General features: G+C 70.4%; 15 protein-coding genes, 1 tRNA gene and 1 pseudogene. 6 read left to right on the top strand and 11 right to left on the bottom strand.

The annotated features are described in order from the left end of the window. A pseudogene (locus BN1056_RS09440) lies at nucleotides 1-202 on the bottom strand (hypothetical protein); the annotation flags it as partial. A gap of 226 nt (nucleotides 203-428) precedes the next feature. Here BN1056_RS09440 and BN1056_RS09435 point away from each other — a divergent pair. From BN1056_RS09435 to BN1056_RS09420, 4 genes are all read left to right on the top strand, one after another. Then, on the top strand, nucleotides 429-1,061 hold the full coding sequence (locus BN1056_RS09435; protein WP_244671624.1) for a LytR C-terminal domain-containing protein: 633 nt from the start codon (nucleotides 429-431) through the stop codon (nucleotides 1,059-1,061). Between the two features lie 104 nt (nucleotides 1,062-1,165). Continuing rightward, nucleotides 1,166-1,513: a DUF4190 domain-containing protein gene (locus BN1056_RS09430; RefSeq protein ID WP_210580639.1), complete on the top strand. Its 348-nt coding sequence runs from the start codon at nucleotides 1,166-1,168 to the stop codon at nucleotides 1,511-1,513. Nucleotides 1,514-1,633: 120 nt separating this feature from the next. Next, nucleotides 1,634-2,374: a glutamine amidotransferase-related protein gene (locus tag BN1056_RS09425; RefSeq protein WP_073329542.1), complete on the top strand. Its 741-nt coding sequence runs from the start codon at nucleotides 1,634-1,636 to the stop codon at nucleotides 2,372-2,374. A gap of 79 nt (nucleotides 2,375-2,453) precedes the next feature. After that, entirely contained in the window at nucleotides 2,454-3,242 is a 789-nt protein-coding gene (locus BN1056_RS09420; RefSeq protein WP_210580657.1) for a Sir2 family NAD-dependent protein deacetylase, read from the top strand. 116 nt (nucleotides 3,243-3,358) lie between these two features. Here the strand turns inward: BN1056_RS09420 and BN1056_RS09415 are convergent, their stop codons facing one another. The 6 genes from BN1056_RS09415 to BN1056_RS09390 form a co-directional block, all read right to left on the bottom strand. Next, on the bottom strand, nucleotides 3,359-4,045 hold the full coding sequence (locus BN1056_RS09415; RefSeq protein ID WP_210580637.1) for an NAD(P)H-binding protein: 687 nt from the start codon (nucleotides 4,043-4,045) through the stop codon (nucleotides 3,359-3,361). A 166-nt stretch (nucleotides 4,046-4,211) separates the two neighbouring features. Continuing rightward, a complete protein-coding gene (locus BN1056_RS09410) occupies nucleotides 4,212-4,943 on the bottom strand; it encodes a glutamine amidotransferase (RefSeq protein ID WP_210580635.1) in 732 nt (243 codons plus the stop codon). 76 nt (nucleotides 4,944-5,019) lie between these two features. Beyond that, nucleotides 5,020-5,835, bottom strand: a complete 816-nt coding sequence (locus BN1056_RS09405) for a phosphorylase family protein (RefSeq protein ID WP_210580633.1) — start codon at nucleotides 5,833-5,835, stop codon at nucleotides 5,020-5,022. Nucleotides 5,836-5,968: 133 nt separating this feature from the next. After that, nucleotides 5,969-6,505: a hypothetical protein gene (locus BN1056_RS09400; protein WP_210580631.1), complete on the bottom strand. Its 537-nt coding sequence runs from the start codon at nucleotides 6,503-6,505 to the stop codon at nucleotides 5,969-5,971. After that, nucleotides 6,498-6,686 carry a helix-turn-helix transcriptional regulator gene (locus tag BN1056_RS09395; protein ID WP_086615267.1) on the bottom strand — a complete coding sequence of 63 codons (189 nt, stop codon included), beginning with the start codon at nucleotides 6,684-6,686 and terminating at the stop codon, nucleotides 6,498-6,500. Before BN1056_RS09395 ends, BN1056_RS09400 begins: the two co-directional genes overlap by 8 nt. Before the next feature lie 140 nt (nucleotides 6,687-6,826). Next, entirely contained in the window at nucleotides 6,827-7,213 is a 387-nt protein-coding gene (locus tag BN1056_RS09390) for a hypothetical protein (protein WP_143233254.1), read from the bottom strand. A 526-nt stretch (nucleotides 7,214-7,739) separates the two neighbouring features. Here BN1056_RS09390 and hrpB point away from each other — a divergent pair. Next, nucleotides 7,740-10,547 carry an ATP-dependent helicase HrpB gene (gene hrpB, locus BN1056_RS09385; protein WP_244671623.1) on the top strand — a complete coding sequence of 936 codons (2,808 nt, stop codon included), beginning with the start codon at nucleotides 7,740-7,742 and terminating at the stop codon, nucleotides 10,545-10,547. A gap of 156 nt (nucleotides 10,548-10,703) precedes the next feature. Here hrpB and BN1056_RS09380 read toward each other — a convergent pair whose 3' ends face one another. The 3 genes from BN1056_RS09380 to BN1056_RS09370 all read right to left on the bottom strand — a co-directional run bounded on the left by BN1056_RS09380 (nucleotide 10,704) and on the right by BN1056_RS09370 (nucleotide 12,134). Next, nucleotides 10,704-11,123: a nuclear transport factor 2 family protein gene (locus tag BN1056_RS09380; RefSeq protein WP_210580627.1), complete on the bottom strand. Its 420-nt coding sequence runs from the start codon at nucleotides 11,121-11,123 to the stop codon at nucleotides 10,704-10,706. A 388-nt stretch (nucleotides 11,124-11,511) separates the two neighbouring features. Further along, nucleotides 11,512-11,600, bottom strand: a tRNA-Ser gene (locus BN1056_RS09375). Between the two features lie 87 nt (nucleotides 11,601-11,687). Then, entirely contained in the window at nucleotides 11,688-12,134 is a 447-nt protein-coding gene (locus BN1056_RS09370) for a nucleoside deaminase (RefSeq protein WP_210580654.1), read from the bottom strand. Between the two features lie 300 nt (nucleotides 12,135-12,434). Between BN1056_RS09370 and betT the strand changes: the two genes are divergently transcribed. Further along, entirely contained in the window at nucleotides 12,435-14,627 is a 2,193-nt protein-coding gene (gene betT / locus BN1056_RS09365) for a choline BCCT transporter BetT (RefSeq protein ID WP_425306119.1), read from the top strand. Between the two features lie 46 nt (nucleotides 14,628-14,673). On the opposite strand, the gene BN1056_RS09360 is transcribed toward betT, so the two are convergent. After that, the gene (locus BN1056_RS09360) at nucleotides 14,674-15,066 is read right to left on the bottom strand and encodes a hypothetical protein (protein ID WP_210580624.1); all 393 of its coding nucleotides are present in this window, start codon (nucleotides 15,064-15,066) and stop codon (nucleotides 14,674-14,676) included. Between the last annotated feature and the right edge of the window lie 45 nt (nucleotides 15,067-15,111).

Raw genomic sequence — 15,111 nt, 5'->3', positions numbered from 1 at the left:
GGGGCACGATGTTGTCCTCCCAGTCGCCCCGCCGCATCAGCGCGGAGGAGCGCAGCGCACGGCTGCGCACGCCGGCGCGGGCGCCTACGGCCTGGACCTCGATGGACATCTCCTCCACGTGGGCGGAGCGCATCCAGCGGGCGCAGGCGTCAGACAGCGCCTCGACGGCCTGCATCTGCGCTTCGAAGGACCATTCAGTCATCAGCTCCCACCTCTTACTCCGGCAAAGACAAACCGGCATAGATGTTTATCGAAATGACACTACCGCGCGGACCCGGGGGCGGCAGCCCTTTGTGGGGTCATTCACTTGTCTCGTTCACACCGCCCAGTCCCCCAGAACCGGCGGATTCAAGGCGCCCTCCCCCTCCTATTGCATCCCGTCCCTGGCCGGCGCCCCGCAGACCCGGGCCGTCCACTACCCTGTGAGGGTGAGCACCTCCGCCGACCCCTACGCCGAGTACCGACGCCGCCTCAAGCACCGGCAGACGATCGTGATCGGCGGTGTGCTGGCGGTGATGGCTGTGTTGACCGTCGTATGTCTCATGATCTGGAGCGGCTTGCTGCCGGCCATCTACGATCCGGGCTTCTCCACCGCCGAGGATGACACCGAATCCTTGGTGCAGCCCTGCCCGCCCACAGACGCCACCACCGTGGACATCACCTCGATCCCGGTCAACGTCTACAACGGCACCGACACCACCGGCCTGGCCGGCGGCGTCGCAGACACCCTGGGAGACGCCGGCCTGACCGTGAACAGCACGGCCGATTGGCCCATGGGCGATTACTCCGGCGAGGTGCAGCTGACCACCTCCCCCGCCGGCCTGACCAACGCCTACACGCTCAGGCAGGCATTCACCGGCACCGTGGTCGTGCAGATCGATGAGACGCAGGAGGCCGACGACCCCACCGTGAGCGTGGTGCTGGGCGACCAGTACTCCACCGGCATTCTGTCCGCGGAGGAGATCGGCCAGCTCAAGTCCGGGGAGACCATCTCCGCCCCCGCCGGCTGCGTCGCCGCCACCACCGCCCCCGAGGAGACGGCGGCCGCCGAAGAAGGCTGATGACCAAAACGGCCCGATCCGGGCCGGGTACGGATCGGGCACGCCCGACGACGAGGCGAAGGCAACCCGCGGCCACTCCCGTCAGTCCGTGGCACGATGGCGTCATGACCTCCGAGCAGCCCGACGCCGTCGCCCCCACCCGGATCGTGCCGCCCGGCTTCGTCTTCCCGGGCACCGAGCAACTCAACCCGCGCGAGGTGTTCGCCGGTCCCGGATACCAGGCCCCGCGGCAGCGCACCGACCCGACCGCCGTCGGCGCCCTGGTATGCGCGATCCTCAGCCCCATCCCCGGCCTGGGCCTGATCGCCCTCATCCTGGGCTGCGTCGCATTGCGACGCCTGCGCGCCAGTTACGACACGGGCCACGGACAGGCCTGGTTCGCGATCGTCGTCGGCGCCGCCACCACCGTCGGCTGGCTATGGCTGTGGTGGCTGATCACGCAGACCACCTGAACGCCGCTTACCCGGCCGGGCCGTGTCCCGCGGACAGTCCGGGACATCCTCACCGCCGGGTGGGGCGGCCCACCCGGACGCGCTGCGCTCCACACTCACGAAACCCCGTATGGTAATCGCGTGAAGCCCTTCATCATGGTCTCGACGCGTCCTGAGTTGGAAGCCGCGCAAAACGAGTACGACTCCTTCCTCGCCCAGGGCGGGCTGCAGCCGGAGTACCTCCAGCACATCCTGCTGGAGGAGATTGACCTGTCCGGCTCCTTCGACGCCACGGACGTCTCCGGCGTGTTCATCGGCGGTAGTCCCTACGACACCTCGACGCCGGAATCGGCCAAGACCCGCACCCAGTTGCGCGTGGAGGAGCAGGTGCGCGAGCTGCTGGCCCGCGCCCTGAAGGAGGGCGTACCCGTGCTGGCCACCGGCTTCGGACTGGAGGTACTGGCCGGGTACCTGGGCACCCCCACCTCCCGCGAGTTCGGTGAGGCGCTCGGCACCGCCGACGTGTACCTGACCGCCGCGGGCCGCGAGGACCCCCTGCTGGCGGGGATGCCGCAGACCTTCAGCGCCTTCGTCGGCCACCACGAGGGCGCGGTCGACGTGCCGGCGCACGCCACCCTGCTGGCCAGTTCGGCGGACTGCCCGGTGCAGATGATCCGGGTCGGCAAGAGCGTCTACGGCACCCAGTTCAATCCGGAGCTCGACGCCGAGCGCTTCGCCCAGCGCGTCTCGGTCTACTCCGACGCCGGCTACGGAGACCCGGGACTGGTGGACAACATCCTGGCGGAGGCCCGCAGCTCGCAGGAGCACGTGGCCGGCCAGGTCATCCGCAACTTCGTGAGCCATTTCGCCCGCGAGGAGTAAGCAACCCCAACCATTCAAACTCAAGGATCGGTCGTGACCACCCGTGACGCAGTCAGCACTCGAAACCGTCGCTGAGGTAATGGCCGGCCGCCGCACGCTCGCCGTCACCGGCGCCGGCATCTCCACCGACTCCGGCATACCCGACTACCGGGGCGTGGGCACCACTCCCGTGGAGCCGGTGGACTTCCAGCAGTTCGTCGCCGACCCGGTGTGGTACCGGTGGGTGTGGGCCCGCAACCACGCCACCTGGCGGCTGTTGGAGCCGCTGACGCCGACGCCGGGGCATGTGGCGCTGGCCCGGCTGGAGGAGGCCGGCCTGCTGACCGGCGTGGCCACGCAGAACGTCGACCGGCTGCACTCCCGCGCCGGGCAGCGCACCGTGTGGGAGCTGCACGGCGCCTACGACCGGGTCGTGTGCCTGAGCTGCGGGCGCATGATCTCCCGCGCGGACCTGGATGAGCGCCTGGCCGCATTGAACCCCGACTACCCGCGCGAGACCGACCCGGCCCGCGTGGCCATCACCCCGGAGGCCGACCGGGCGGCCGCCGAGGCGTGCGACTTCAAGGCGGTGCGCTGCGAGGAGTGCGGCGGCCTGCTCAAGCCGGACATCGTCTTCTTCGGTGAGAGTCTGCCGGCCGCCATGGATGAGGCGATGCAGGCGGCCCGGCACTGCGACGTCGTGCTGGTGGCGGGCTCGAGCCTGGCGGTGCTCACGGGCTTGTGGATCGTGCAGCAGGCGCTGGCCAGCGGCGCCGAACTGGTGGTCATCAACCGCGGCCCGACGGCGGCTGACGGGCTGGCATCGGTACGCGTGGAGGGCGGCGTCAGCGAGTTCCTCGCCCCGCTGGCCGATCGGCTCATCGGCTGAACCGAGCCGCCGGGGGCGCGCGGATGCGCCCCGCATGCGTGCCGCCCGCCGGCCTGACGCACAGGCCGGCGGGCGGCAACACTTCACACCGGGTCGGCTGATCGGCTCGGTCGGGCTCAGCTGTCCAGGTCGGCGTACTCGGCCGGGACGTCGGCAATCGCCTCGGCGATGGGGGTTTCGCCGTCGCGGAAGGGGATCACCTTCCCAACGGTGGCGGGCTCGGCGAGCACCGCGGCGACCACCGCGGCCACATTCGCCCGCGAGGTCGGCGCCTGCGACCCGCCGTCGAAGCGGCCGACGTCGATGCGGCCGGTCGGCTCGTCCAGCGTCAGCAGGCCGGGCCCGAGGATCGTCCACTCCAGCCCGGAGGCGACCAGGTGACGGTCGGCGGCCAGCTTGGCCATGGCGTAGGTGCGCAGCGGGTGATCGGCCGGTACCGGATCCTGACCGTGGGAGCCGGCGAAGGAGACCATGACGTAGCGGGGCACGGAGGCGGCCTTCGCGGCCTCCATGGAGCGGATGGCGGCCTCGCGGTCGATGGCCTCGGTGCGCTCGGGGCCGCCCTTGCCGCCGGCGCCGGCGGACCAGACCACGGCGTCGGCCCCGTCGAAGGCCGCGGCGAGCTCCTGCTGGCTGGCGTCCTCGACGGACACGACCAGGGGGGTGGCCCCGGTGGCCTCCACGTCCTCGGCCTGCGCCGGGTCACGGATGAGGGAGACGACGTCGTCGCCGCGCTCCACCAGGAGCGGGGCGAGTAGGAGGGCGACCTTGCCGTGGCCGCCGATAATGACGATGCGGGACATGATTGAACCTTCTTCCGTGCTCGAAGGCGGGTGATGCCTCCTCGCACTCGGGAATCCGTGAGCGTTCACCCACAGGTATCGCTTCATCCTGTCACCGCGCCATAGGCGGTGTCCACGTCTCGGTACACCCGCGAGCGCCGGTTACGCCCCGGCCGAACGGAGCCCCTCAGCGGGAATAGCGCGCCACGAAGTTGGACAGCACCTTCCAGGAGTCGGACACGTCCTGGCGGCGCACGTCCTCCTGAACCTCGGACAGGTGATTGTCGTCGAAGTAGCCGTGGCCGGCGTAGAAGGACAGGCGGTGGGCCAGGTAGTTGCCGTCCAGCTCGGGGTGGAACTGGGTGGCGTACAGGTTGGTGCGCATCCGCAGCAGTTGCACGGGGCAGGACGCCGAGCCGGCCAGCACGACCCCGTCGGCGGGCGGAACGGTGACGGCATCGGTGTGGGCCACGAAGGCGGGGAAGGCGGTCGGCATGCCCGCGCATAGTGGGTCTTCGCGCCCGGCCTCCGTCAGTTCCACCTGCGGGTAGGAGACCTCCTCCTTGTAGGTGCCGTCTACGACGCCGCCCTGGTTGCGGGTGAGCAGGCCCAGCCCGTAGCAGGCCCCCAGGAAGGGGAAGTCCGCGTCCAGGAGACGGGTGACCAGCTCGTCCAACTCGGCCTCGACGCGCAGTTGCACCGGGCTCTTGCGCGCTTGCGGGGTGGAGATGTTGAAGGGGGAGCCGCCGACGATAATGCCGGACCAGTCAGCCAGGTCGATTTCCGGCATGGGTTCGGCTTCGAGACGGTGGCGGATCAGGGAGGACTCGTCGAGTCCGGTGCGCAGCAGGAAGGCCTCGTATTCGGCGTCGGCCGGCTCGTCGTCGGCCCGGGCGGCCAGCATGAGGAAGGGTTTCACGGGCAGAGACTATTTCCTGCCATGGGGCTGTTCACCCATTTGTCTCGCGTATCACTACCCCGTCGGCTGGTGTCGGCTACAAAGAGGCCAGCAGCTTCTCCGCCGCGGCGAGGACGACGTCGGGGGCGGGTGCCTGCTGGAAAGCGGCGCTGGCGCTCGGCGCGGCAGCGCGACGTCCCGGGGTGCGGCGCGCCGTGTCGGCAGTGGCGTCGATGTAGGCCAGCCCGGCCACGCGCACGCCGCGTGAGGCCAGGGCCATGGCCTCGGCGACCATGTCATTGACGACGACGTCGGCGCCCAGTGCCGCCAGCACTCCCGCCTCGGTGGGGCTCGGACGCACCGGGCCGGGGGTGAGGGCGACGACGCCGGGGGCGCGCACGCCGTCGAGCTCGGCGACGGCGGCCGTCAATTCCGCGTCCCAGGCCGCGTCCAGCGGGGCGGTGGCGGGGAAGAGCGGGGAGCCGGTCAGGTTCAGGTGGTCGCCGACGGCGAGGAAGTCGCCCGGGGCGGAGCCGCCGAGGCTCGCCGCGCGGCCGACCAGCAGGGCGGCGCGCACGCCGGCGCCGGGGGCGATGCGGGCCAGCCCGGTGGTGCGGCGGGCGGGCTTGCCCTCGAAAAGACTGGTGTGGCCGCGGGCCACCAGCACGCCGCGACCGCCGCGGTCGTAGGAGTACAGGGCGTCCTCCTGGCCGGGGCCCGCGGGGGCGGAGACACCGGGCAGGAAGGACAGGCGCACGCGGGAGGTCGGGCGCCCCCAGGTCTCGTCAAGTTCGGTGAGCAGCGAGGGCTCGGCAACCACCAGCAGGTCGTGGCGCTGCCGACCAGTGGCCAGGACGATCGAGGCGCCATCGGGGTCTTCGTCCCATACTCCGGCTGCGGGCTGTGTGGCCACGGGTGCTCCCTCTTGCTTGTCGCGTGCGTCTTGCTCGTCCAACCGGAGAGCCTACCCGGCCCGCCTGGCATCAGGCTCCGCCCTGAGGATGAAACCGTGCCACAGGTGCGCCGGGCGAACCGGGCGTTCGCCGCTACATGGTGCGCTCGAAGTAGAAACGCGAGCCGTACAGGGCGATGATGTTGACCCACAAGGCGATGATGGCGGCCGTGCCCAGCTCCAGCTCAACACCGAATAATGCGACGATCACCGCGCCCAGGACCAAGATCCAGTCCACCTTGCCGGTCAACGCCCAGGCCGACTTCCAGATGAGCTCGTCGCGCTCGTCCTGGGTGCCGTCGAGCGCGCGTGAGTAGGAGCTGCCGCCACGCCGCCGCACCCACCAGCCGATCAGCCAGAAGGCGAAGATCGCCATAGTCACACCGGTTAGGTAGCCGCTCAGGGGCTCCGCCTCACGGTGCTCGGGATCGCGCAGCCAAGCGAACGTGAGGATTATCAGCAGAACGGCGGAGCAGGCCATGGCGAGCATCCGCACCTTACGTCGACGGGCTGCCTTGGCCGACTGCGGGTTACTCGCCGCGGGGGTGCGTGCGTCATCGCCTTCCGGCGCATTGCGGTCGTCGGGGGTGTCGGCGGCGGGCGTGCTGGCGTCGTCGGGCAGGTCAGGCATGGAAGATCTCCTCGACTGTTTTGCCGAAGTAGCGGGCGATGGCAATGGCCAGCGGCAGGGACGGGTCGTAGCGGCCCTTCTCAATGGAGTTGATGGACTGGCGGGACACGCCGACGGCCTCGCCCAGCTGCGCCTGGGTGAGGCCCTTGGCCTCACGCAGGGCGCGCACGTCGTTCTCCATCGTTGACTCCTCTATAGCTCCAGCACGATGGTAACGAAGAGCCCGGTGGTGGACGGCATCGCGCACGACGGGACTCACCGTGGTCCGGGATCGCGGCCGGCCGCCGCGGGAGCGGTCGAGCCTACCGCGGCAAAGCCGGTTCACGCCTCCCCTTTTCCGGCCGCCCGGCCCCGGGCGGCAATGACTGTCGCATTGCCGGCGACGCTGGCAAGAAGCACCACGATTGCCGCGGCCCCGAGCACCAGACCCCCGGCATCCGACTCAATCCTCTGAGCCACCACGCTCAGGCCCATGCCAATCGGGAGCAGGGATGTCCATAGACCAACCATCGCGGGGCTCTCCATGGACAACGGTGCACCGCCCGCACCGTGCCGCACCCGGCGGCGGACAAGCCCATAGGCCGCTGCCACCGCCGCACTACCTGCGACCAGTCCGAAGAAGATCCCGAGCAAGGAGGAGCGAGAAGCGGGGAAAGCGCCGGCAATGACGACGCCCACCAGGAACACCGCGGCGAAGATCACTGCCATACGGGTCCTCATCGTTTGCAAAGTCAACCTGTTCATGCGGGTCTCCGTTCGGATCGGTTTTCATACGTTTGGGCCTGACATCACGCTCGCGCGGTCAAAGTCGACACCCAATGTCCAGCACCCTTGACATGACTAGCATGCTTTACATCCGCGGTCGCGTCAAGTTTGCTTACCTCCCATGCCGTACCGGTTCGCCGTGCCCGAGTCGCCGCCGGCATACCCGCGCCCGAGGCGGTTGCCGGCATCCCCTCGCCCGGAGGCGGGGCCGCCTGCTACGCCACTTCAGCGTCTGCAACGCCACTTCGGGGTTAACAACGCCTGTTAACGGTTTGCTGAAGGCTCCTGGGGTATACAGCAGACCGTTAAGTAGCGTTGTTAACGTCCGACCGGCGTAGTAGACGGCGGGCGCCGCCACATCTGGACGCCCCGGGTGCATCCCGCCCCAGTACCCGCCATCCCGTGGGCGGTGGGTAGGCGGGCCGAGCGTGAGGGCATGTGGGTAACGCGGTGCGGGCATGATGGGCGGGTGAAGCAGACCGCGGACCCCGTCGCCCGACTCCTGGCCGACCCGCCGGACCTGCCCGTCGTCGCCGCAATGCCCGGGCTCCGCGCACTCCTGCTGGGGGAGCGCCCCGGCACCGACACCGCCTCTGACGCCGACGTCGCGCCGGCCACCGCCAACGTCTCCCCCGGCGAACCCCCACACGCACCGACTGTTGTGGTCACCGCCCCGCCGGGAACCGGCAAGACCACACTGGTGCCACTGCTGGTCGCCGACGTCCTCACCCATCCTGACGCCGTCCCCTCCCCCGGGCGCGTGATCGTCACCCAACCGCGGCGCGTGGCCGCCCGGGCCGCCGCCCGCTGCCTCGCATCACTGTTGGGCGAGGAGGTCGGCGAGACGGTCGGCTACGCGGTGCGCGGGGAGCACCGGAGCTCGGCCCGTACCCGCATCGAGGTGGTCACCGCCGGATTGCTGCTGCGCCGCCTGCAGGGCGACCCGGAGCTGCCCGGTGTGGCCGCGGTGGTCCTGGACGAGGTGCACGAGCGCTCCCTGGAGTCGGACCTGCTGCTGGCGCTCCTGCTGGACGCGCGCGTCGCCCTGCGGGAGGACCTGGCGGTGGTCGCCATGTCCGCCACTCCCGACCTGAGGCGCCTGCCCGGCCTGCTCGGCGGCGTCACCGCTCCGGCACCGGTGGTTGAGGTGCCCGGTGTGCTGTATCCGCTCGAGGAGATCTGGGCGCCACCGCCGTCGGGCACCTCCCGGCTCGGCCCGCGCGGGGTGCCGCGCCAGTTCCTCGCGCACGTGGCCGCCACGGTGATGCGCGCACTGGCCGAGCGGGAGGGGGACGTGCTGGTCTTTCTGCCCGGTGCCCGCGAGGTCGACGACGTCGTCACCCGGCTGCGCGAGGCCGTCCAGGGCGGCGGGCCCGGGCCCGGGGCCGGGAGCTCGGCGGCCGCCGTTCAGGTGCTGCCGCTGCACGGGCGTCTACCCAGCCCGGCGCAGGACGCCGCACTGACGCCGTCGGCCGGTGTGCGGCGGGTGATCGTGTCCACCGACGTGGCCGAGTCCTCCCTGACGGTGCCGGGCGTACGCATCGTCGTGGACGCCACCCTCGCCCGCGAGCCGCGCCTGGACGTGGCGCGCGGCATGTCCGGGCTGGTGACGGTCGGGGAGTCCCGGGCGGCCGGGACCCAGCGGGCCGGGCGGGCGGCGCGCACCGGGCCGGGCGTCGTCTACCGCTGTTGCACGCAGGTGGACTGGGCGCGGGCCGCACCGGCACCGACCCCGGAGATCCTCATCGCGGACCTGACCCGCACCGCGTTGGAGCTGGCCGCCTGGGGCGTGCCCGGCGGCGAAGGCCTGGCCTGGATCGACCCGCCGCCCGGCCCCGCGCTGGCGGCCGCCACCGACTCGCTTGAACGCCTGGGTCTGCTCGACGGCGACGCCGTGACCGGGCTGGGCCGCGCCGTGGCCGCCGTCCCCGCCGAAGTGCGTCCGGCCCGCGCCCTGCTGGGCGCCGCCGAGGTGATCGGCCTGCGCCGTGCCGCCGAGGCGACCGCGCTGCTGACCGCCGACCTGCGTGCGCCCCAGGCCGACCTGGCCGCGCTGGCGCGCAGCGTCCGCCGTGGCCCGCAGGAGCGGGCCTGGCGGGTTGAGGCCCGACGTCTGGAGCAGGCTGCACGCCGACACCCGGCCGGGAGACACGCCGACCCGCCTGCCACCGCCACCCAACCTGGCGCCGACCGCAGCGGGGCCGGCACGAAGCCGGCCGACGACCCCGCCACCGGCTTAGGCGGCTTGGTCGGTCCGAGTGCGGCCGATGCCGTCGGGCTGGTTGCGGCATTGGCCCACCCGGAGTGGATCGCCCGCGGTCGCGGCCCCGTGCCCGGCGCGGGGCGTCCGGCCAGCTACGCCAGCGTCGGCGGGACCGGGCTGCGACTGCCCGCGGACTCACCGTTGGCCGCGGCGGAGTGGCTGGCGGTGGCCGACGTAGACCGCGCCCCGGGAACCGCCGAGGCGACGATCCGGGCGGCCGCACCGATCGACGAAGCGCTCGCGCTGGCGGTGGCCGACGCCTGGCTGTCCGAGGACGCGCACACCCGCTGGGATGGAGACCGGCTGCGGGTGGAACGGGTGCGCCGTCTGGGCGCGATTCAGCTGGCATCCGTTTCCGATGGGGCGCCGACACCGGCGCAGGTGGCGGACGCCATCGTCGAACGGTGCCGCGGCGAAGGGCTCGGAGTGCTGCCCTGGCGTGGTGCCGCCGAGCTGCGGGCGCGCTTGGCGCTACTGCACCGGACACTGGGCGAGCCCTGGCCCGCGGTCGACGACGCCGCGCTCCTACAACGCGCCGACGAGTGGCTGATTCCGGACGTAAAGGCGCTGGCGGCCAGGTCCGGCGGGCGCTTCGACCTGAGTCGACTGGACATAACGGCGTGCCTGCGTGCCCTGCTGCCCTGGCCGGCGGCCGCGCGACTGGACGAGTTGGTGCCGGAGCGACTGCAGGTGCCGTCGGGCTCGCAGGTGCGCGTGGACTATGTGGGTGAGCGGGGCGAGGCGCTGGAACGTCCGGTGCTGGCGGTGCGGGTGCAGGAGTGCTTCGGCTGGGCGGACACCCCGCGGATCGTCGACGGGCGCGTGAGCGTGGTCATTCATCTGCTGTCGCCGGCGCGGCGGCCGGTGGCGATCACCGATGACCTGCGCTCCTTCTGGCAGCAGGGCTACCCACAGGTGCGGGCCGAGCTGCGCGGACGCTACCCCAAGCACGCGTGGCCGGAGGACCCGTGGACAGCGCCGGCCATCCGCGGCACCGGGCGACGCCCGAACTAGCGGCGTCCCTTCGTTTCTGGACCTAGCCCTTGTCACCAAATGCACCACTTTCCGAGCGCCGACCGCCGTCAAGTGACGACTAACCGCGTGTCGCCGCGAGCGAGTCGGCAGATGCGACAACGGCTGGGCGTTAAGCGGTGCATTTCATGACACCGTCTAGAAACGGCTGGCGTCCAGGCGGCTGAAGCGCCAACCGGTTGGGTTGCGCGCGGTGCTGGCGGCGGGATCCGGGACGACGTACCCGACGATTTGCAGGTTCCAGGTGCCGCGCACGCCCCAGACCGTCGCGTTGGTGCGGGAGCGACCGCGCACCACGGGGAAGGCGTCGATGGTGTCGGGCTCGGCGGAGACGAGCTGCGAGGAGTGGTAGGTCAGGGTTCCATCGCGGATGTCGGACAGCCACTCGACCTTGGGCTGGGGGTAGCCGGTCATATGGGTCAGGACGCAGTCCTCGGTGAGCAGGGCGTCGATGGCGGCCGTGTCCGCCGCAACCATGGCATCGCAGAGTAGGCGGTACAGCCGGATCGACGCGTCTTCGGAGTCGGCCGGGTGCACGGGCGGTTTCGTCGCGGGCATAGTCCGGACTTTATGGCTTGACGACGACGCCGAACCAGGCCCTGGCAGGACACCCGAGGTTGTGCGGACAACGGCGGGCGGGGCAGGTCGGCCCTTGCGAGTCCGCACCCGGGCGTGCGTCTGGTACACCGCAGCTCGTACACGAGTTCCCCGCAAAGACACGAGTCTTGGAGGTTGGTGGGTGCAGGGCACGTGCAAAGCTCCGAAACTCGTGTTCCTGACACAAACGCGTGTGCGTGGCTCCAGGGCACTAGCGGTCACGCCGCCCGCCGCGCGGACCTAGGCCCGCACCCGGGCGACGCTCGTTCCGCTGTACCCACTGGGACCCCACCGCGACATGAAAAGATCCCCGGACTCCGACTTTTCGCCTGGATTCCGGGGATCTGTTTGGCGGTAGCGCTGGGATTCGAACCCAGGGTGGCTATGAACCACACAGACTTTCGAGATCTGCACCTTCGGCCGCTCGGACACGCTACCTAGCAGATGGACAGGTTACACGCCGTGCCGCCCGATGCCCAGCCCCCGCGGCCTGCGAGGTCGCTCACGGCGGCGCGGAGGCGCTCACTACTCCGACTGGCCGGGCCGTCGACTGGCGAAGAAGTCCCGCAGTAGCGCCTGGGCCTCCTGCTCACGCAGTCCCGCCACCACCTCCACCCGGTGGTTGGCGCGCGGATCGCGCAGGACGTCGCGCACGCTTCCGCACGCCCCGGTCTTCGGCTCCCAGGCCCCCAGCACCACCCGCTCCAGGCGGGCCAACTGCGCGGCCCCGGCACACATGGTGCACGGCTCGAGGGTCACCACCAGAGTGCAGCCGTCCAGGTGGGACTGTCCCAGCGCCACGCCCGCCGCCCGCAGGGCCCGAATCTCGGCGTGCGCCGTCGGATCATGCTCCGCCTCTCGCGCGTTGGCGGCCTCAGCAATTACCGCTCCCTCCCCGGACAGGACGACGGCGCCCACCGGCACCTCCCCGGACGCGCCTGCATGCCGCGCGAGTTCCAGCGCGCGGCACATGGCGGCGTCGTAGCGCTCGCGGAGCAGACCGGGAAGACTCACGCCCCCACCCTGCCACAGTCCACCCCTCCTCCCGTCACCCGGACACGGCCGGACCAAAGTCCTACTCGACGGCTCGAAAACACCGCAACATCGGGCGGTCCGTGAGGCGCGGAAGGGAAATGTGGGAAGAATCTCGCCGACACCCGTTTATCCCCGACCTCATGCGGCCGTCAAGTCCCCCCGCCACCCGCATTTCGGCGGCTTTCGCTTGCCAATCCGCGGGATCCCTGAAAGATTCACAATCCTGTAAACGCCGCCATGGCCTTTTGCACGTGGCCGTGTGCGCGCCCACGCATCACCAGTGCATCCCCAATGCATCGAGGAGTGCCAGTGCCTGATTCACTCAGCAATCAGACGACACCAGCAACATCCGAAGCCCCTGAACAACGCCGTCTGAACACGGTGGTCTTCGTCGTCTCGGCGGCGATTATCGCCTCCATCACCGGCGCCGCCATCATCGCTCCAGAGACGGTCTCCGCCGCCTTCAATGCCGCTGTGTCCTGGGCCGGACGCTGGTTCGGCTCCTTCTACATCCTGTTGGTAACGGCCGCGTTGCTGTTCGTGATCGTCCTGGCGTTGTCGAAGTTCGGGAAGATCCGCCTGGGACCGGACAACTCCACCCCGGACTTCTCCACCTTCTCCTGGGCCGCCATGCTCTTCGCCGCAGGTGTGGGGACGGGAATCATGTTCTACGCGGTCGCCGAGCCGGTGGCCCAATACATGAACCCGCCGACCGGTGACGCCCAGACCGTCGAGGCGGCACGCAACGGCATCGTGCTCACCCTGCTCCACTACGGCATCAGCGGCTGGGGCCTGTACTCGATCCTCGGTATGGCACTGGGCTACTTCGCCTACCGGCGGCACCAGCCGCTGGCCGTACGCTCCACCCTGCGGCCGCTGCTCGGCGACCGCGTGGACGGCCTGCTCGGCGACGTCGTCGACGCCGCCGCCCTGGTGGGTGGGGCCGTCGGCATCTCCGCCTCGCTCGGTGTGGGCGTCGTCCAGTTGAACGTCGCCCTCACCATCCTGTTCGGCCTCCCGCAGGGGACCGCCACCCAGATCGGCCTGATCGCACTGAGCGTCATCATGGCCACCGTCTCCGCCGTTTCCGGCGTCGACCGGGGCGTGCGCGTGCTGTCCAACATCAACGTGCTGCTCGCTGTCGGACTGGCCCTGTGGGTGCTGCTGACCGGGAACACCGCCTTCCTGATCGACGCCCTGGTCGGCAATATCGGCGACTTCGTCACCCACTTCCCCGGCCTGACTCTGGAGACCTACGCCTACGACCGTCCCACCGAGTGGCTCAACAGCTGGACACTGTTCTTCTGGGCCTGGTGGATCACCTGGGCCGCCTTCGTCGGCATGTTCCTGGCGCGCATCTCGCGCGGCCGTACCGTGCGCGAGTTCGTGGTCGGCTCCCTGGTACTGCCCTTCTCCTACGTCACCATGTGGGTGTCGATCTTCGGCAACAGCGCCCTGGACCTGATCCGCTCGGGCAACCTCGACTTCGCCGAGCTGACGGTGGAGCAGCCGGAACAGGGGCTGTACACGCTGCTCAGCTACCTGCCCGGAGGGAAGTTCCTGATCGCACTGTCCCTGTTCATCGGAATCCTGTTCTACGTCACCAGCGCAGACTCCGGCGCCCTGGTCATGGCCAACCTGTCCAGCCGCGCGCTGCCGACCTACCACGGTGACCCGCAGGACGCCCCCGCCTGGCTGCGCATCTTCTGGGCCGCCCTGACCGGCGTGCTCACCATCGCCATGCTCGTGGCCGGCGGCATCCCCATCCTGCAGCAGGCCACCATCGTCATGGCTCTGCCATTCTCCTTCGTGGTCATCGCCGTCATGGCGGGGCTGTGGCGCGCCATGCGTACCGAGGCCACCCGCGAGCAGGCCCGCGGCATCGCCAACCGCAACCGGCTGCTGGGGGCCACGGGCACCGCCGCCGGCATGAACCGGATTCCCTGGCGCGACCGGCTGTCGCACACCTTCGACGTCGTCTCCCCGGCCCGCGCCCAGCGCGCCATGTCCAACCGCGTCGTTCCGGCCCTGGAAGCGGTCGCCGACGAGCTGCGCAAGGAGGATATGGTGGCCGAGGTCGTCGTCGCCGGCCCCGAGGCGCAGGATCCCGACGACGAGCGCAACTTCCTGGGTTCGGCCACCCTCGTGGTCACGCCCCCGCCCACGCTGGCGCAGGCGACCGAGACGCAGGGCGAGCGCCGCACCGGCTCCCACTTCCGGTACGCGGTACGCATGGTGCAGGCGCCGGTGCCGGCCTTCGGCGTGGTGGTCCACGAGGCCGACGACCTCACCGTCCGCCTGGAGGTGCGTCCCCGCGGCGGCGGTCAGGGCTACGACGTGATGGACTGGTCGCGCGAGCAGGTCGCCCACGACGTCCTGGATCACTACGAGCGCTGGCTGGAGTATCTCGGCGCCGCCGAGACCGTCTGAGGCCGAACCTGCGACCCGCCCGCGGCCCGCGCTGGGGAAGCGGCATTCAATGACGCCGTCGACGGGCAACCAGGCGCAATACGTAACGCTGTGCCATTAGCACCGCGACAGCAAGGGCGAACAGCACGGCCACGGCGATCCAGCTGTGGACAATGCACTCGTACGGCAGCCCCTCGAACTCCTGAAGCCGCGGGTCCAACATGAATGCACAGCTGCTTCCGCACCACACCGCGCCGCCGCCGGGTCCGGTGGTCTGAACGTCCGCAAGCGTGTACGACCAGGCAGTGCCGACCATGATCGCCGCGACCACGGTTGCCAAGACTCTGGCGCCACGGCCGGCACCATGTCCGAGCCGCGTCCAGGGAAGCGCAATCGCTGCGACGAACAGCGCGCCGAACAGTACATTCACAACAATGCCCATAAGAATCCCGGGGTTCATAGCTACACTCCTGCGGTCACCAGAATCATGCGACAATGTAACAAC

Source organism: Actinomyces succiniciruminis, from assembly GCF_900002405.1.
In the GTDB taxonomy this organism is placed as follows: Bacteria; Actinomycetota; Actinomycetes; order Actinomycetales; family Actinomycetaceae; genus Actinomyces; species Actinomyces succiniciruminis.
This window is presented reverse-complemented; position numbering and strand designations above follow the sequence as displayed.

Bases quoted from the DNA above. Each gene is read 5' to 3' on its own strand.
- BN1056_RS09360 (WP_210580624.1), bottom strand. From the start codon at position 15,066: ATGAACCCCGGGATTCTTATGGGCATTGTTGTGAATGTACTGTTCGGC.
- BN1056_RS09400 (WP_210580631.1), bottom strand. From the start codon at position 6,505: ATGCCTGACCTGCCCGACGACGCCAGCACGCCCGCCGCCGACACCCCC.
- BN1056_RS09420 (WP_210580657.1), top strand. From the start codon at position 2,454: ATGGCCGGCCGCCGCACGCTCGCCGTCACCGGCGCCGGCATCTCCACC.
- BN1056_RS09390 (WP_143233254.1), bottom strand. From the start codon at position 7,213: ATGGCAGTGATCTTCGCCGCGGTGTTCCTGGTGGGCGTCGTCATTGCC.
- BN1056_RS09430 (WP_210580639.1), top strand. From the start codon at position 1,166: ATGACCTCCGAGCAGCCCGACGCCGTCGCCCCCACCCGGATCGTGCCG.
- BN1056_RS09380 (WP_210580627.1), bottom strand. From the start codon at position 11,123: ATGCCCGCGACGAAACCGCCCGTGCACCCGGCCGACTCCGAAGACGCG.
- BN1056_RS09415 (WP_210580637.1), bottom strand. From the start codon at position 4,045: ATGTCCCGCATCGTCATTATCGGCGGCCACGGCAAGGTCGCCCTCCTA.
- BN1056_RS09370 (WP_210580654.1), bottom strand. From the start codon at position 12,134: ATGTGCCGCGCGCTGGAACTCGCGCGGCATGCAGGCGCGTCCGGGGAG.
- betT (WP_425306119.1), top strand. From the start codon at position 12,435: ATGGCCTTTTGCACGTGGCCGTGTGCGCGCCCACGCATCACCAGTGCA.
- BN1056_RS09395 (WP_086615267.1), bottom strand. From the start codon at position 6,686: ATGGAGAACGACGTGCGCGCCCTGCGTGAGGCCAAGGGCCTCACCCAG.